The following is a 14745-nucleotide window of genomic DNA, read 5'->3' as shown; positions in this document are numbered from 1 at the left end:
CAACCTGCTGGCCATCACCACCACCGTGCAATGCGTGGCGGGAGTGGTGGAGCACGCGGTCAAGCGCATCCGCGCCGAACTGTTGCCCAGGTATCCCAATGTGGAAGATGTGGTGGCGCTGGAGCATACCTATGGCTGCGGCGTGGCCATCGATGCGCCCAATGCCGGCATCCCCATCCGCACACTGCGCAACATCAGCCTGAACCCCAACTTCGGCGGCCAGGCCATGGTGGTCAGCCTGGGTTGCGAAAAGCTGCAGCCCAATCGCCTGCTGCCTGAAAACATGATCCCCATCCACAAGGCCGGCGAGCCCTATGTGGTCTGCCTCCAGGATGCGGAGCACGTGGGCTTCAACTCCATGATCGACTCCATCATGAAGATGGCTGAGGCGCGCCTGACCGAGCTCGACAAGCGCCGTCGCGAGACCTGCCCGGCTTCCGACCTGGTGGTGGGCGTGCAGTGCGGCGGCAGCGATGCCTTCTCCGGCGTGACTGCCAACCCCGCCGTGGGCTTTGCCACCGACCTGCTGGTGCGCGCCGGCGCCGCCGTGATGTTTTCGGAAGTGACCGAGGTCCGTGACGGCATCGACCAGTTGACCTCGCGCGCGGTCAACGAGGAAGTGGCGCAGGCCATGATCCGCGAGATGGACTGGTACGACAATTACCTCAAGCAGGGCGGCGTGGACCGCAGCGCCAATACCACTCCCGGCAACAAGAAGGGCGGTCTGGCCAATATCGTCGAGAAGGCCATGGGTTCCATCGTCAAGTCCGGCTCCAGCCCGATCTCCGGCGTACTGTCGCCGGGCGACAAGCTCCAGCAGAAGGGCCTGATCTATGCCGCCACGCCGGCCTCCGACTTCATCTGCGGCACGCTGCAGCTGGCCGCCGGCATGAACCTGCATATCTTCACCACCGGCCGTGGCACCCCCTATGGCCTGGCAGCGGTGCCGGTGATCAAGGTCGCCACCCGCAACGACCTGGCGCGGCGCTGGCACGACCTGATGGACGTCAACGCCGGCCGCATCGCCAGCGGCGAGGCCAGCATCGAGGACGTGGGCTGGGAACTGTTCCAGCTGATGCTGGACGTGGCCAGCGGCAAGAAGCGCACCTGGGCCGAGCAGTGGAAGCTGCATAACGCGCTGACCCTGTTCAATCCGGCGCCAGTGACCTGATCCTTCCTTGGGGCCCGCTTGCGGGCCCTTTTTTTGCGCCTCCCCCAACAACAAGATGATCCGCCAGGAGACACCATGACCAGCCGCACCGCTTCCTCCACCGCACGCCTAGCCACCCTGATCGCCACATCGGCCCTCGGCCTGGCCGCAGCCCAGGCCGGCGCGGCCACGGTGGCCTACGTGGCCAACGCCGACAGCCAGGACATCTACGTGCTGCGCCTCAATGGCGACGGCAGCCTGAACCTGATCGAGCGGGTCGATACCGGCAGTACCGTGATGCCGCTGGCCATCAGCCCCGATCACAAGTACCTGTATGCCGCCCTGCGCGGCCAGCCGTATTCGGTGCTCAGCTATGCCATCGATCCCGCCAGCGGCATGCTCAAGGCGCTGTCCCGCACGCCCCTGGCCGACAACATGGCCAATATCGCCACCGACCACAGCGGACGCTACCTGCTGGCAGCGTCCTACTCCGGCAACAAGATCTCGGTCAACGCCATTGGTGCCGATGGCGTGGTGCAGACGCCACCGCTGGCGGTAATCCCCACCGGCAAGAATGCCCACTCGGTGCAGGTCGATCCGGACAACACCCATGTCTTCGCCAGCAACCTGGGCAGCGACGTGATTCTGCAGTACCGCTTCGATGCCGCCAGCGGCCAGCTCACGCCCAATACGCCGCCGGCGGTCGCCACCCGGCCCGGAGCGGGACCGCGTCATTTCGTGTTTTCGCCGGACCGGCGTTTCGTGTATTCGACCAATGAACTCGATGCCACCGTCAATACCTACGCCTACGATCAGCACAGCGGCACGCTCACGCTGCAGGCCAGTGACTCGGCGCTGCCCGATGGTTTCAAGAGCGCTGAGCAGCTCGCTGCGGCCGACCTGCACCTCACGCCGGACGGGCGTTTCCTCTACGCCAGCGAGCGCACCTCCAATACCCTGACCGGCTATCGGGTCGATCCGGCCAGCGGCAAGCTCAGCCGTATCCTCAACATTCCCACCGAGACCCAGCCGCGCGGCTTCAACATCGATCCGCACGGCCGTTACCTGCTGGCCGTAGGGCAGAAGGCCGGCCTGACCAGCTACGCCATCCACCGCGAAAGCGGCCTGTTGACGCCGGTCTTCCGCTACACCCTGGGCCGCAACCCCAACTGGGTCGAGATCATCGACCTGCCTTGACGGCCCGGCCCGCTCGCCGCCGCATAGGGATGGTCTTGTCAGAATGTTCATCTGACGAGGCCATTTTTACGTCATCTGCACCATGATTGATCCAGAACAGGCGGGCTGCACGCTTGCCGTAGCACAATGCGCCAGCGAAAGCTTGCTGACCGCCCTAACCGGGAAATAGGGTGGTTTTGGTCGGTTTGCCGTCCGATTGGAGGAGGGGCGCCTGCTGTATCGTCGGGGCAATGCTTTCATTACCTGTGTTGTCCAAAAATTAAGCGGAGAGAGGGAATGCGGAATCTTACGGTTCGCTTCAGCCTGATGAGCGCGCTTGCGCTGTTTTCTTGCATGATCGTGGTCGGTGCTGCGGTCGGCATCTTTGCCCTGGGCCGGGCCAATCATGCGACCGAGTACGTGCACGAGATCACCGAGCGCGCCTTGTTGATCAACGATGCCTACAAGGACACCACGCGGACGCGGGCGGCGCAGTCGCGCATCTATTCGACCTTGATGGAAAAGGGCGACCCGGCAGTGATCGAAGCCGCCTTCAAGAGTGCCCAGACCACCTACGAACGCAGCCTCAAGTACCTGGACGACTACGCCAAGTTGCCTGACCTGGAAGGACAGGACCCGGCCACCAAGAGCGAGCTGATCGAATCGGCCAAGGCCCTCAACGAGATCCTGAGGAAGGCTACCGAGGTGCTCAAGGCCGGGGACGCTGCCGCCTATTCTCAGCTCAACAACAACTTCATCAGCAAGGGTGGCGCGCGTTTTTCCACCGCACTGGACACCTATCAGAAGCGCGCCATGGAGCTCAACGACAAGGTCACCACCGAGCGCCAGCGTGAATACAACCTGGTGGTATGGCTGGTCGTGGCCGGCCTGATCGGCGCCATGTTCCTGGTCATCGGGGTGCACTTCATGCTGCGCAATATCGTGCTGACCCCGCTCAACCGGGCCGTGCACCTGCTCGACCTGGTGGCCAACGGCGACCTCACCACCAAGGTGGATGTGCAGAGCAACAACGAGATCGGGCGGCTGTTCTCGGCCATCCGCAGCATGCAGCAGGCCCTGTTGACGACCGTCTCGCGGGTACGCAGCAGCTCCGACAGCATCGACACCAGTGCCAAGGAAATCGCTGCCGGCAACATGGACCTGTCTTCGCGCACTGAGCAGCAGGCCAGCTCGTTGGAAGAGACTGCGGCCTCGATGGAAGAGCTGACCGGCACCGTCAAGCAGAACGCCGAGAATGCCCTGCAGGCCAACCAGCTGGCGCATTCGGCGTCCTCCACCGCCAGCAAGGGCGGCGAGGTGGTGTCGCAGGTGGTCGATACCATGCAGGCCATCAATGATTCCTCGCGCAAGATCGTCGACATCATCAGCGTGATCGACGGCATCGCCTTCCAGACCAACATTCTGGCCCTGAACGCTGCGGTGGAAGCGGCACGCGCCGGCGAACAGGGCCGCGGCTTTGCCGTGGTTGCCTCGGAAGTGCGTTCCCTGGCCCAGCGCTCGGCTGCTGCCGCCAAGGAAATCAAGTCCCTCATCGATGACTCGGTGGAAAAGGTCGAGGCTGGCAGCCAGCTGGTCGAGCAGGCCGGTGCCACCATGAGCGAAGTGGTCACCAGTGTGCAGCGCGTCACCGACATCGTGGGCGAAATCGCCGAGGCCAGCCGCGAACAGAGCACCGGGATCGAGCAGGTCAATCGCGCCATCACCCAGATGGACGAGGTGACCCAGCAGAACGCGGCCCTGGTGGAAGAGGCTGCGGCCGCCGCGCAGTCGCTGCAGGCGCAGGCCACCAACCTGGTGGGAGCCGTCAGTATCTTCAAGATCGAGGCCCATCAGGTCGCCAGCGCCGCCGCCACGCGCCCCACGCCCAAGGCCGCGCCGGTAATGTCCGCCCCCCCCGTGGCGACCGCACCGAAGGCCGCCGCTCCGGCTGCCCCCAAGTTGCCGCCAGCCAAGCCGGCCAAGTCGGCCGCCCCATCGGCCGCCTCGGCCAGCAGCCGCGCCAAGGACGACGCCCAGGACTGGGAAGAGTTCTGAACCCTGTCTCGCCAGCCGGCATGGCCGGCATTGCGGACCAATTGCAACCTCCGTCGCCCCTGGCACCGGAGGTTTTTTTTCGCAGGGGCACTGCGACGTGCCGCCCTTGACGGGGAGCGCCGCAGGCATAAAGGAAAAGGCCGCAGTGTCGCCACTGCGGCCTTTCGTTCATGCTGGTGCCGGCAGATTTATTGCGGACCCAGCTTCTTGATCAGCGCGGCCAGTTCTTCATGCTCTTGCGGCGTGCAGTCGGTCAGCGGGGTGCGCACCGGACCGGCATCGTGACCAACGATCTTGGCACCGGCCTTGACGATGGAGACGGCATAGCCGGCCTTGCGGTTGCGGATCGCCAGGTAGGGCAGGAAGAAGTCGTCGATCAACTTGCCCACGGTGTCGTGGTCGTCCTTGGCGATGGCTTCGTAGAACTGCACGGCCGTCCTGGGGATGAAGTTGAACACCGCCGAGGAGTAAACCGGTACGCCCAGGGCCTTGTAGGCCGCGGCATACACTTCGGCCGTGGGCAGGCCACCCAGGTAGGTGAAGCGGTCGCCCAGTTTGCGGCGGATATGTACCATCGGCTCGATCTCGCCGATGCCGTCCTTGAAGCCGATCAGGTTAGGGCAGCGGTCAGCCAGCTTTTGCAGGGTGTCGGCGTTGAGCTTGCAGACGGCGCGGTTGTAGATGATGACGCCGAAGTTGACCGATTTGCAGACCGCTTCCACGTGGGCGGCGATGCCGTCCTGGCTGGCTTCGGTCAGATAGTGCGGCATCAGCAGGATGCCATGGGCGCCCAGGCGCTCGGCTTCCTGGGCATAGGCGATGGCCGCGCGGGTGGAGCCACCGGCACCGGCGATGATGGGCACCTTGCCACGGCAGGTGTCGACGGCGGTGCGGATGATGTCCGAATACTCGCCCGGCACCAGGGAGAAGAACTCACCCGTGCCACCGGCGGCGAACAGGGCGCTGGCGCCGTACGGGGCCAACCATTCCAGGCGCTCGATATAGGTCTTGGGGCGGAAGTCGCCCTGCTCGTCGAAATCGGTCAGCGGGAAGGACAGCAGGCCGGAAGAGAGGATCTGTTTGAGGTCTTGGGGTGTGTACTGGGACATGGTTTCGCTCGACGCCGTTGGTAATGGGTGGAAATGGAGGCCCGGGTACAAGTCACCGCGACGCCTCCCATCAAAAACTGCATATGACATCAGTCATCGTACAACATAAGATTTCAGAAATCCAGCAATTTATTGTGACGCGTTGGTTCAGAGGGAGGTGCTGCCGGTCAGGGAAAGGCGGAAAAGGCAGGAATGGCGGGGCGCTATGAAGGGCGCACTCCGCTGGCGGCGCTCGCGCTGCCAGCGGAGGGGAAGGGCGGGATGAACCAGGCAGCGATCAGTTGGTGTTGCCGGCTGCGCCCGATTCCGCTTCCTGCTGTGCCCGGCGCAGACGCTCGCGACTGTTGGTCAGGTGATTGCGCATGGCGGCGCGGGCCGCTTCGGCGTCCCCGCGGGCGATGGCTTCATAGATGTCTTCGTGTTCGCGCTGCACCCGGTCCAGGTAGCTGGCCTGCTGGTCGTGGGCCAGCTCGGCCGTATTGATGCGCTTGCGCGGAATCACGCCCATGCCCAGGTGGCTGATGATCTCGATGAAATAGCGGTTGCCGGTGGCATTGGCGATGGCGAAGTGGAAGCGGAAGTCGGGGCCGACGGTGTCGCCGCCGGCTTGCTGGTTGGCGCGGAACAGGTCCAGCGCTTCGCGGATTTCCTGCAGCTGCTCCTCGCTGCGGCGCGCGGCTGCCAGGCCGGCGGTCTCGGTCTCCAGGCTGATGCGCAGCTCCAGCAGGGCCAGCAGGTCACGCATGGTGGTGATGGTGGCCGGATCGATATTGATGTTGGACCCCTTGCGGGCTTCCAGTACGAAGGTACCGATGCCGTGCCGGGTCTCCACCTGGCCGGCGGCCTGCAGGCGCGAGATCGCTTCGCGCACGACGGTGCGCGAGACACCCTGGGTCTGCATGATTTCGGATTCGGTCGGCAGCTTGTCGCCCGGCTTGAGACTGCCGTTGCTGATCATCGCCGACAGCGCCGCCACCACCTCCTGCGACAGGCTCTGGGGCTTGCGGCGCGGGCGCAGCAGCGGATTGGGGGTATCGCTCACATCCATATCGTTCTGTTTCTTGGGAGGGCGGCGCTGGCGGACCCGGCTTGTGTTTTAGTGGGCGGTCCGCATCTGGCCAGGTGAAAATTGTCGCGCCATCTTACCAGATCGCTCAAGAGGGTCGACGCCGATGCCAGCCGTAGCCCAGAGATTAGCCCAATTTCGGCAAGAGGTCAGACAAGTTTCCATCCGATTTGCAGGGAATTTGATCTGGCTGCTTGGTTCTTCCGGAATTCTTCCTGCACGGTACCTGACAGAATTACTCGGGTTTGATATACTTGACTCAAATATTCGGGAATTCAGGGCAACCGGCACCGCTGGTTCATTTGTTTCTGGAGCGAACTCCATGCGTCTTACCACCAAAGGTCGTTTTGCCGTGACGGCGATGATTGACCTGGCCTTGCGCCAGGGCAAGGGCCCTGTCACGTTGTCGGCCATCAGCGAGCGCCAGGAAATTTCTCTATCATATCTGGAGCAGTTGTTCGGCAAGTTGCGACGACACCAGATCGTCGAGTCCGTGAGAGGGCCCGGCGGCGGTTACAACCTGGCCCGCAAGGCCGCCGAGGTCTCGGTGGCCGACATCATCATCGCGGTGGACGAACCCCTGGATGCGACCCAGTGCGGCGGCAAGGAAAACTGCCACAGCGCGTCGCACCCGGGCGGTGCGCGCTGCATGACGCATGACCTGTGGTCTACCCTGAACGAAAAGATGGTCGAGTACCTGGATTCGGTGTCGCTCCAGGATCTGGTCGACCAGCAAAAAGAACCCAAGCCGGCGGACCTGCGCTCCGCCGATTCGCAGAGCGTGGTGGTGATGCACCGCCCGCAAGCCGCAGCCTGATTTGGAGCAAGGACCTATGAACGCACCCCTGGAAAAAAGCCTGCTGGAGACCATCAAGGCTCCGCACTTCCCGATCTACATGGACTACTCGGCGACGACCCCGGTCGATCCGCGTGTGGCCGACAAGATGATCCCCTACCTGCGCGAGCAGTTCGGCAATCCCGCCTCGCGCAGCCACATGTATGGCTGGACCGCCGAGAAGGCCGTGGAAGAGGCGCGTGAAGAAGTGGCCAAGCTGGTCAATGCTGATTCCCGCGAGATCATCTGGACCTCCGGCGCCACCGAGAGCAACAACCTGGCCATCAAGGGCGCGGCGCAGTTCTACAAGTCCAAGGGCAAGCACATCATCACCGTCAAGACCGAGCACAAGGCGGTGCTGGACACCTTCCGCGAACTGGAACGCGTGGGCTTCGAAGCCACCTACCTGCAGCCGCAGGACAATGGCCTGGTGACGGTCGAGCAGATCGCCGAAGCCGTGCGTCCGGACACCATCCTGGTCTCGGTCATGCTGGTCAACAATGAAATCGGCGTGATCCAGCCGGTGCCGGAAATCGGCGAGTTCTGCCGCTCCAAGGGCATCATCTTCCACAGCGATGCCGCCCAGGCCACCGGCAAGGTCAAGATCGACCTGGAAAACTGGAAGGTCGACCTGATGAGCTTCTCCGCCCACAAGAGCTACGGCCCCAAGGGCATCGGTGCCCTGTACGTGCGCCGCAAGCCGCGTGTGCGCATCGAAGCGCAGATGCATGGCGGCGGTCACGAACGCGGCCTGCGCTCCGGTACTCTGGCCACCCACCAGATCGTGGGCATGGGCGAAGCCTTCCGCATCGCCCGTGAAGAAATGGACAGCGAACTGGCCCACATCCGCGCCATGCGCGATCGCCTGGCCAAGGGCCTGCAAGAGATCGAAGAGACCTATATCAACGGTGACATGGAACACCGCGTGCCGCACAACCTGAACGTAAGCTTCAACTACGTGGAAGGTGAATCGCTGATCATGGCCATCAAGGATATCGCCGTCTCTTCCGGTTCGGCCTGCACTTCGGCCAGCCTGGAACCGTCCTACGTGCTGCGCGCACTGGGTCGCAGCGACGAACTGGCGCATAGCTCGATCCGCTTCACCATCGGCCGCTTCACCACCGAGGAAGACATCGATTTCACCATCGAGCTGATCAAGAGCAAGGTCGGCAAGCTGCGCGAGCTGTCCCCGCTGTGGGACATGTACAAGGACGGCGTGGACCTGTCCACCATCCAGTGGGCGGCCCACTAACCAGGACTCTGCCAGCCATCGCCAGCAGCCACAGCAGGGCAGGGGCGATGGTCGAAACCATCATCTAGGGAGCAAGAACATGTCTTATTCGGAAAAAGTACTCGATCACTATGAAAATCCCCGCAACGTCGGCGCCTTCGAAAAGGGCGACGAGACCGTCGGCACCGGCATGGTCGGCGCCCCGGCCTGCGGCGACGTGATGAAGCTGCAGATCAAGGTCGGCGCCGATGGCGTGATCCAGGACGCCAAGTTCAAGACCTACGGCTGCGGTTCGGCCATCGCCTCCTCCTCGCTGGTGACCGAGTGGGTCAAGGGCAAGACCCTGGACGAAGCGCTGTCCATCAAGAACACCCAGATCGCCGAAGAATTGGCACTGCCGCCGGTGAAGATCCACTGCTCGATCCTGGCCGAAGACGCCATCAAGGCAGCGGTGCAGGACTACAAGGCCAAGCACGGCGCGGAACAGAAGGCTGCCTGATCGGCCTTTTGCGACAGCAGGTATCCGCTCCGCGGTTTTCGATTTCGTAAGGCAAGCATCATGGCAATCACGTTGACAGAGAAGGCAGCAAAACACATCAGCCGGTACATGGAACGCCGTGGCAAGGGCATCGGCCTGCGCCTGGGCGTACGTACCACCGGCTGCTCCGGCCTGGCGTACAAGCTGGAGTACGTGGATGAGCAATCGTCCGAAGACACCGTCTTCGAGTCGCATGGCGTGCGTGTCTTCGTCGATCCCAAGAGCCTGCCCTACATCGACGGTACCGAACTGGACTTCGCCCGCGAAGGCCTGAACGAAGGTTTCAAGTTCCAGAACCCCAACGTCAAGGACGAGTGCGGCTGCGGCGAAAGCTTCCGTATCTGAACGCCGTTCCTTGTTGATGCCGTCGCGCCGGCCCAGCCGCGAGGCGGCCAGTGCTTAGCCGATACCGTGACAGCCTCGTGATCGCTCCCTGCGGAGCTGACCCGGTCACCGTTTGCCGTCCCTGATGTGCCAAGCCTGTTGCAGTCCGACAGGCTTTTTATTTTTCAGCCATGCAAAACCACTACGACCTGTTCCAGTTGCCGCAACGCTTCGCCGTCGACCAGAAGGCGCTGGAGCAGGCTTACCACCAGGTGCAGAGCCAGGCCCACCCGGACAAGTTCGCCCACGCCAGCGATGCCGAAAAGCGCGTGGCCATGCAGTGGGCCACCCGCGCCAACGAGGCCTACCAGACGCTGAAGAACCCCTTGAAGCGCGCCCGTTACCTGTGCGAACTGCACGGCGTGGACCTGCAGACCGAATCCAACACCGCCATGGCACCGGCCTTCCTGATGCAGCAGATGGAATGGCGCGAAACCCTGGACGACGCCAAGTCCGGCAAGGATCTCGATGCGCTGGAACAGCTCAATACCGAACTCCTGAACGAGAAGAAGGCCGAGATCGGCCGCATCGAAGCACTGCTGGACACGGGCGACTACGCCGGCGCCGGCCAACTGGTGCGCCAGCTGATGTTCCTGGACAAGTTCGGCGCCGAGATCGGCGACGCCTTCGCCCTGATCGAAGGCTGATTGCGGAGCCGCCACCATGCCCAACCTGTTCCTCTTCCTGCTGGCCGCGATGACGCTGACCCTGGCCCCCGGCCCGGACAACATCTACGTGCTCACGCGCGGCATCGCCCAGGGCCGCAAAGCAGGTCTGGTGGCCGCTGCCGGCTTCAGCTCGGGACTGATCTTCCATACCCTGCTGGCGGTGCTGGGTTTCGCTGCCGTGATCAAGGCCTATCCTCCCGCCTATCACGCCCTGCAATACGCAGGTGCGGCTTATCTCGGTTACCTCGGTTATCGCACCTTGCGCTCGGCCTCTGCCGGTATCGCGCTGGCCGGCGAAGGGCAGGGTACGGCCGCCGTACCGCTGCGTCGCATCTACTGGCAGAGCGTCCTGGCCAACATGCTCAATCCCAAGGTGACCCTGTTCTTCATCGCCTTCCTGCCGCAGTTCGTGCAGCGCGAAGCCGGTCACGAAGCCCTGCAGATGCTGGTGCTGGCTCTGGTGTTCATTGCCCAGGCCTTCCTCATCTTCAGCGCCATCGCATTGTTTTCCGGCACGGTCGGCGCCTGGTTCCGTCGCCGCGCCAACGCCTCCGTCCATCTGAACCGCCTTGCAGGTTGTGCCTTCATCGGCCTCGGCATCCGGATGGCCTTACCTGAATAACGCATCACGACGAGTCACATCACCTATGGCTTTACTGCAGATTTCCGAACCGGGCATGTCCACCGCGCCGCACCAGCGTCGCCTGGCCATCGGCATCGACCTGGGCACCACCAATTCGCTGGTGGCCACCGTGCGCAACAGCATCCCCGAAGTGTTGGCCGACGACGACGGCCGCGTGCTGCTGCCCTCGGTGGTGCGCTACCTGCCCAACGGCCACGCCAACATCGGCTACAAGGCACAGGCCGCGCAGACCACCGATCCGCGCAATACCATCATCTCGGTCAAGCGCTTCATGGGCCGCGGCCTGAAGGACATCGCCCACGCCGAGAACATGCCCTATGACTTCCAGGACCAGCCCGGCATGGTGCAGATCAAGACCGTGGCCGGCGTGAAGAGCCCAGTGGAAATCTCGGCCCAGATCCTGGCCACGCTGCGCCAGACCGCCGAAGACGCCCTGGGCGACGACCTGGTGGGTGCCGTCATCACCGTGCCGGCCTACTTCGACGATGCCCAGCGCCAGGCCACCAAGGATGCCGCGCAACTGGCCGGCATCAACGTGCTGCGCCTGCTGAACGAACCGACGGCGGCCGCCATCGCCTACGGCCTGGACAATTCCTCCGAAGGCATCTTCGCGGTCTACGACCTGGGTGGCGGTACTTTTGATATTTCCATCCTCAAGCTCACCCGTGGCGTCTTCGAGGTGCTGGCCACCGGTGGCGATTCGGCCCTGGGCGGCGACGACTTCGACCACCGTCTGTTCTGCTGGATCAGCCACGAAGCCCAGCTGCAGCCGCTGTCGGACGAAGACACCCGTCTCCTGATGGTGAAGGCACGCGAGGTCAAGGAACTGCTCTCCACCAAGGACGAAGTGCAGATCGACGCCGTGCTCCGCTCCGGCGAGGAAGTGCATCTCTCCATCACCGCCGCGCAATTCAACGAGATCACCCAGCACCTGGTGGCCAAGACCATGGCGCCGGTACGCAAGGCCCTGCGCGACGCCAGCCTGACCGTGGAAGATGTGGATGGCGTGGTGCTGGTCGGTGGTGCCACCCGCATGCCGCACATCCGCCGCGCCGTGGGCGAGTTCTTCAAGACCAATCCTTTGTCCAACATCGACCCCGACAAGGTGGTGGCGCTGGGCGCGGCCGTGCAGGCCAACCTGCTGGCCGGCAACCGTGCGCCGGGCGACGACTGGCTGCTGCTGGACGTGATCCCGCTGTCGCTGGGCATCGAAACCATGGGCGGCCTGGCCGAGAAGGTCATTCCGCGCAACTCCACCATTCCCTGTGCGCGTGCCCAGGAATTCACCACCTTCAAGGACGGCCAGACCGCCATGGCCATCCACGTGGTGCAAGGCGAGCGCGAGCTGGTAGCCGACTGCCGTTCGCTGGCGCGCTTCGAACTGCGCGGCATTCCCCCCATGGCGGCCGGTGCGGCGCGCATCCGCGTGACCTACCAGGTCGACGCCGACGGCCTGCTGGCCGTGTCGGCCCGCGAGATGACCTCCGGCGTGGAAGCCTCCATCACCGTCAAGCCGTCCTATGGCCTGGCGGACGACGAGATCGCCCGCATGCTGCAAGAGTCCTTCAGTTCTGCCGATGAGGACATGCAACGTCGTGCCTTGCGGGAAGAGCAGGTCGAAGCCGAACGCATCGTCCTGGCCACGCGCTCGGCGCTGCAGGCCGATGCTGCATTGCTGTCCGAACAGGAGCGTGCTGACATCGAAGCACAGATGGAAGCCGTCACCGCCGCTGCCCAGGGCAACGATCACCTCGCCATCAAGGCCGCGGTTGACGCCCTGGCCCATGGCACCGAAGAATTCGCCGCCCGCCGCATGGACCGCAGCGTCCATGCCGCACTGGCCGGCAAGAAGCTGGATGAAGTCGCCTGAGCGACGTCCTGACCCGAACACTGTAGAAAGACCCGAGAGCCACCATGCCCCAGATCGTTATCCTCCCCCATCCGGTCCTCTGCCCCGAAGGCTCGGTGATCGACGCCCCGGCCGGCAAGACCCTGTGCGACGCGCTGCTGGACAGCGACATCGACATCGAGCACGCCTGCGAAAAATCCTGCGCCTGTACCACTTGCCACGTGGTCATCCGCGAAGGCTTCAATTCGCTGGACGACCCCACCGACAAGGAAGAAGACCTGCTGGACATGGCCTGGGGCCTGGAAGCTACCTCCCGCCTGTCCTGCCAGGTGGTGCTGGGTGAAGAAGACCTGACCGTCGAAATCCCCAAGTACACCATCAACCACGCCTCCGAAAACCATTGAGCGGGCACGGCATCGGCCGTGCCGGGAGATCGACATGAAATGGACCGACACCCAGCAGATCGCCGAGGAACTCTATGACAAGTTCCCGGACACTGATCCCAAGACCATCCGCTTCACCGACCTGCATCGCTGGGTGATGGAGCTTGATGGCTTCGAGGACGATCCCAACCGCTCTGGAGAGCGCATCCTCGAAGCGATCCAGGCGGCCTGGATTGCCGAGGCGGAGTGAGCCACTGTGCTGCTCCCATCATGAAAAAACGCATCGACATCGATGCGTTTTTTTTGTCCCACGATTAGCGCACTTCAGATGAACAGGTTCGGTACACCTCTGGCGTCACTGGCATATTGCGGAAAAACCTTGTCCAGTGCCCGATCCGGGATGCGCATATGCCGCTCGGCCAATGCGCACAGCACGGCCCGGTAATCCGTCGTGATGGCCAGGTCGCGTCCTTCATTCAAGGCCGCCTGGTTCAAGCCCGGCCATTCTCCGTAGATCTTGCCGCCGCGCAGGTTGCCGCCCATCAGCCACATCGCATTGCCGTGACCGTGATCGGTGCCACCGTTGCCGTTCTCGCGGAAGGTGCGGCCGAATTCGGACATCACCACGATCACCGTGTCGTCGAAGGCCGGTCCCAGTTCCTGCGCCAGTGTCGCCAGTCCGGTGGCCAGCGGCGAAAGGCGGCCGGCCAATTGTCCGGTGCCATTGCCCTGGTTGATGTGGGTATCCCATCCCCCGACGGCCAGGAAAGCCAGGCGGATGCGCGGGTCGTGGCGCATCAGGCGACCCAGGCGGGCGGTGTCCAGCGACAGGCCGTTGGGCAGCGGCGCGCCGTTGTTGGCCATCTGCTGTTCCTGGCTGTTGATCTCGGCAATGAGTTGCTTGCGCGCTGCCATGCCGTCGCGGTAGGCCTTGCCCAGGGCATCGTCGGCGCCGTAGAGCGGGTCGAAGACCCGGCTCCAGCGCGCTTGGTCGATCATGCCGGGGCGGGTGGCCTCGCGTCCGCTCTGCAGGTTGGCCACCATATTGTGGCCGCTGAGGATGCGCGGCGTGGCGCTGCCGACGTTGAGGGCCTGCAGCGGTGACTCGGCGGGCGGCAGGTAGTCCATTACCCGGTTGAGCCAGCCGTCGCGTGTGTTGTGCTGGCCGGGCGTCCCGGTTTCCATGGTGTCCTGAGCCTCGAAGTGCGAGCGCGATCCGTCGGGCGAACCGGAAGCATGTACGAAGGCCAGCCGGCCACTGTTCCAGTACGGCAGCAGCGGCTGCAACGACGGATGCAGACCGAAGTAGCCGGTCAGGTCCAGTGCTCCATTGGCCTGACCGGGACGCGCCACGGCGATGGTCGGACGGGCCTGGTAATACAGCGGATCGCCATGGGGTACCACCACGTTGAGGCCATCCACCGCACCGCGCAGGAACACCACCACCATGCGTGGTGCACCGTCGCCATCGGCATGCGCGCGCGGGGCGGGGGAACCGTAGGCCACCTGGCCCGGCGCGTGGCCGGCACGGCTGGTGTGCTGGTCCTCGCCGGGGACGACGGCGCAACCGGACAATCCGATCGGCACCAGCACGGCGCCACTGCCGGCGGCGCCCAGGTAACGGATGAAATCGCGACGGTTCATGGGAGTCCTCGAAG

The 14745-nt window shown here is 63.9% G+C and carries 15 protein-coding genes; 12 read left to right on the top strand and 3 right to left on the bottom strand.

Features of this window, described 5'->3' with window-relative positions; translation table 11 throughout:
• The 3 genes from garD to VE092_RS20345 form a co-directional block, all read left to right on the top strand.
• The coding region (gene garD / locus VE092_RS20355) for a galactarate dehydratase (protein WP_324879787.1) at positions 1-1171 on the top strand (1171 nt) is incomplete at its 5' end.
• A gap of 75 nt (positions 1172-1246) precedes the next feature.
• Positions 1247-2347, top strand: coding sequence for a lactonase family protein (locus VE092_RS20350; RefSeq protein ID WP_324879786.1), 1101 nt, complete (start codon positions 1247-1249; stop codon positions 2345-2347).
• A gap of 276 nt (positions 2348-2623) precedes the next feature.
• Complete coding sequence (locus VE092_RS20345; RefSeq protein WP_324879785.1) at positions 2624-4381, top strand: methyl-accepting chemotaxis protein; 1758 nt, start codon at positions 2624-2626, stop codon at positions 4379-4381.
• Positions 4382-4569: 188 nt separating this feature from the next.
• Here VE092_RS20345 and kdgD read toward each other — a convergent pair whose 3' ends face one another.
• Positions 4570-5490, bottom strand: a complete 921-nt coding sequence (gene kdgD, locus VE092_RS20340) for a 5-dehydro-4-deoxyglucarate dehydratase (protein WP_324879784.1) — start codon at positions 5488-5490, stop codon at positions 4570-4572.
• A gap of 277 nt (positions 5491-5767) precedes the next feature.
• Positions 5768-6538, bottom strand: coding sequence for a FadR/GntR family transcriptional regulator (locus tag VE092_RS20335; protein ID WP_324879783.1), 771 nt, complete (start codon positions 6536-6538; stop codon positions 5768-5770).
• 340 nt (positions 6539-6878) lie between these two features.
• Between VE092_RS20335 and iscR the strand changes: the two genes are divergently transcribed.
• The 9 genes from iscR to iscX all read left to right on the top strand — a co-directional run bounded on the left by iscR (position 6879) and on the right by iscX (position 13337).
• A complete protein-coding gene (gene iscR / locus VE092_RS20330) occupies positions 6879-7373 on the top strand; it encodes a Fe-S cluster assembly transcriptional regulator IscR (RefSeq protein ID WP_324879782.1) in 495 nt (164 codons plus the stop codon).
• Positions 7374-7389: 16 nt separating this feature from the next.
• A complete protein-coding gene (locus VE092_RS20325) occupies positions 7390-8643 on the top strand; it encodes an IscS subfamily cysteine desulfurase (protein ID WP_324879781.1) in 1254 nt (417 codons plus the stop codon).
• Positions 8644-8722: 79 nt separating this feature from the next.
• Positions 8723-9121 (top strand): Fe-S cluster assembly scaffold IscU, encoded by a 399-nt coding sequence (gene iscU, locus VE092_RS20320; RefSeq protein ID WP_008330359.1) that lies wholly within the window; start codon positions 8723-8725, stop codon positions 9119-9121.
• 60 nt (positions 9122-9181) lie between these two features.
• Positions 9182-9505 carry an iron-sulfur cluster assembly protein IscA gene (gene iscA / locus VE092_RS20315; RefSeq protein WP_006712826.1) on the top strand — a complete coding sequence of 108 codons (324 nt, stop codon included), beginning with the start codon at positions 9182-9184 and terminating at the stop codon, positions 9503-9505.
• A 170-nt stretch (positions 9506-9675) separates the two neighbouring features.
• A complete protein-coding gene (gene hscB, locus VE092_RS20310) occupies positions 9676-10191 on the top strand; it encodes a Fe-S protein assembly co-chaperone HscB (protein ID WP_324879780.1) in 516 nt (171 codons plus the stop codon).
• 16 nt (positions 10192-10207) lie between these two features.
• Positions 10208-10834, top strand: coding sequence for a LysE family translocator (locus VE092_RS20305; protein ID WP_324879779.1), 627 nt, complete (start codon positions 10208-10210; stop codon positions 10832-10834).
• Between the two features lie 25 nt (positions 10835-10859).
• Positions 10860-12725: a Fe-S protein assembly chaperone HscA gene (gene hscA, locus VE092_RS20300; RefSeq protein WP_006712822.1), complete on the top strand. Its 1866-nt coding sequence runs from the start codon at positions 10860-10862 to the stop codon at positions 12723-12725.
• 44 nt (positions 12726-12769) lie between these two features.
• Positions 12770-13108, top strand: a complete 339-nt coding sequence (fdx, locus tag VE092_RS20295) for an ISC system 2Fe-2S type ferredoxin (protein WP_006712821.1) — start codon at positions 12770-12772, stop codon at positions 13106-13108.
• A gap of 34 nt (positions 13109-13142) precedes the next feature.
• On the top strand, positions 13143-13337 hold the full coding sequence (gene iscX, locus VE092_RS20290; RefSeq protein WP_077236448.1) for a Fe-S cluster assembly protein IscX: 195 nt from the start codon (positions 13143-13145) through the stop codon (positions 13335-13337).
• 74 nt (positions 13338-13411) lie between these two features.
• Here the strand turns inward: iscX and VE092_RS20285 are convergent, their stop codons facing one another.
• Complete coding sequence (locus VE092_RS20285) at positions 13412-14731, bottom strand: DUF1501 domain-containing protein (protein ID WP_324879778.1); 1320 nt, start codon at positions 14729-14731, stop codon at positions 13412-13414.
• Positions 14732-14745 lie beyond the last annotated feature (14 nt).

Source organism: Herbaspirillum sp., assembly GCF_035644555.1.
Classification (GTDB): domain Bacteria; phylum Pseudomonadota; class Gammaproteobacteria; order Burkholderiales; family Burkholderiaceae_D; genus Herbaspirillum.
The sequence above is the reverse complement of the archived record's forward strand: the minus strand, read 5'-3'. Positions and strand labels throughout refer to the sequence as shown.

What these genes read in the sequence shown, in the direction of transcription:
- VE092_RS20335 (WP_324879783.1), bottom strand. Translation starts at nt 6,538, where the DNA reads ATGGATGTGAGCGATACCCCCAATCCGCTGCTGCGCCCGCGCCGCAAG.
- kdgD (WP_324879784.1), bottom strand. Translation starts at nt 5,490, where the DNA reads ATGTCCCAGTACACACCCCAAGACCTCAAACAGATCCTCTCTTCCGGC.
- fdx (WP_006712821.1), top strand. Translation starts at nt 12,770, where the DNA reads ATGCCCCAGATCGTTATCCTCCCCCATCCGGTCCTCTGCCCCGAAGGC.
- iscA (WP_006712826.1), top strand. Translation starts at nt 9,182, where the DNA reads ATGGCAATCACGTTGACAGAGAAGGCAGCAAAACACATCAGCCGGTAC.
- iscX (WP_077236448.1), top strand. Translation starts at nt 13,143, where the DNA reads ATGAAATGGACCGACACCCAGCAGATCGCCGAGGAACTCTATGACAAG.
- hscB (WP_324879780.1), top strand. Translation starts at nt 9,676, where the DNA reads ATGCAAAACCACTACGACCTGTTCCAGTTGCCGCAACGCTTCGCCGTC.
- hscA (WP_006712822.1), top strand. Translation starts at nt 10,860, where the DNA reads ATGGCTTTACTGCAGATTTCCGAACCGGGCATGTCCACCGCGCCGCAC.
- VE092_RS20305 (WP_324879779.1), top strand. Translation starts at nt 10,208, where the DNA reads ATGCCCAACCTGTTCCTCTTCCTGCTGGCCGCGATGACGCTGACCCTG.
- VE092_RS20285 (WP_324879778.1), bottom strand. Translation starts at nt 14,731, where the DNA reads ATGAACCGTCGCGATTTCATCCGTTACCTGGGCGCCGCCGGCAGTGGC.
- iscU (WP_008330359.1), top strand. Translation starts at nt 8,723, where the DNA reads ATGTCTTATTCGGAAAAAGTACTCGATCACTATGAAAATCCCCGCAAC.
- iscR (WP_324879782.1), top strand. Translation starts at nt 6,879, where the DNA reads ATGCGTCTTACCACCAAAGGTCGTTTTGCCGTGACGGCGATGATTGAC.
- VE092_RS20350 (WP_324879786.1), top strand. Translation starts at nt 1,247, where the DNA reads ATGACCAGCCGCACCGCTTCCTCCACCGCACGCCTAGCCACCCTGATC.
- VE092_RS20325 (WP_324879781.1), top strand. Translation starts at nt 7,390, where the DNA reads ATGAACGCACCCCTGGAAAAAAGCCTGCTGGAGACCATCAAGGCTCCG.
- VE092_RS20345 (WP_324879785.1), top strand. Translation starts at nt 2,624, where the DNA reads ATGCGGAATCTTACGGTTCGCTTCAGCCTGATGAGCGCGCTTGCGCTG.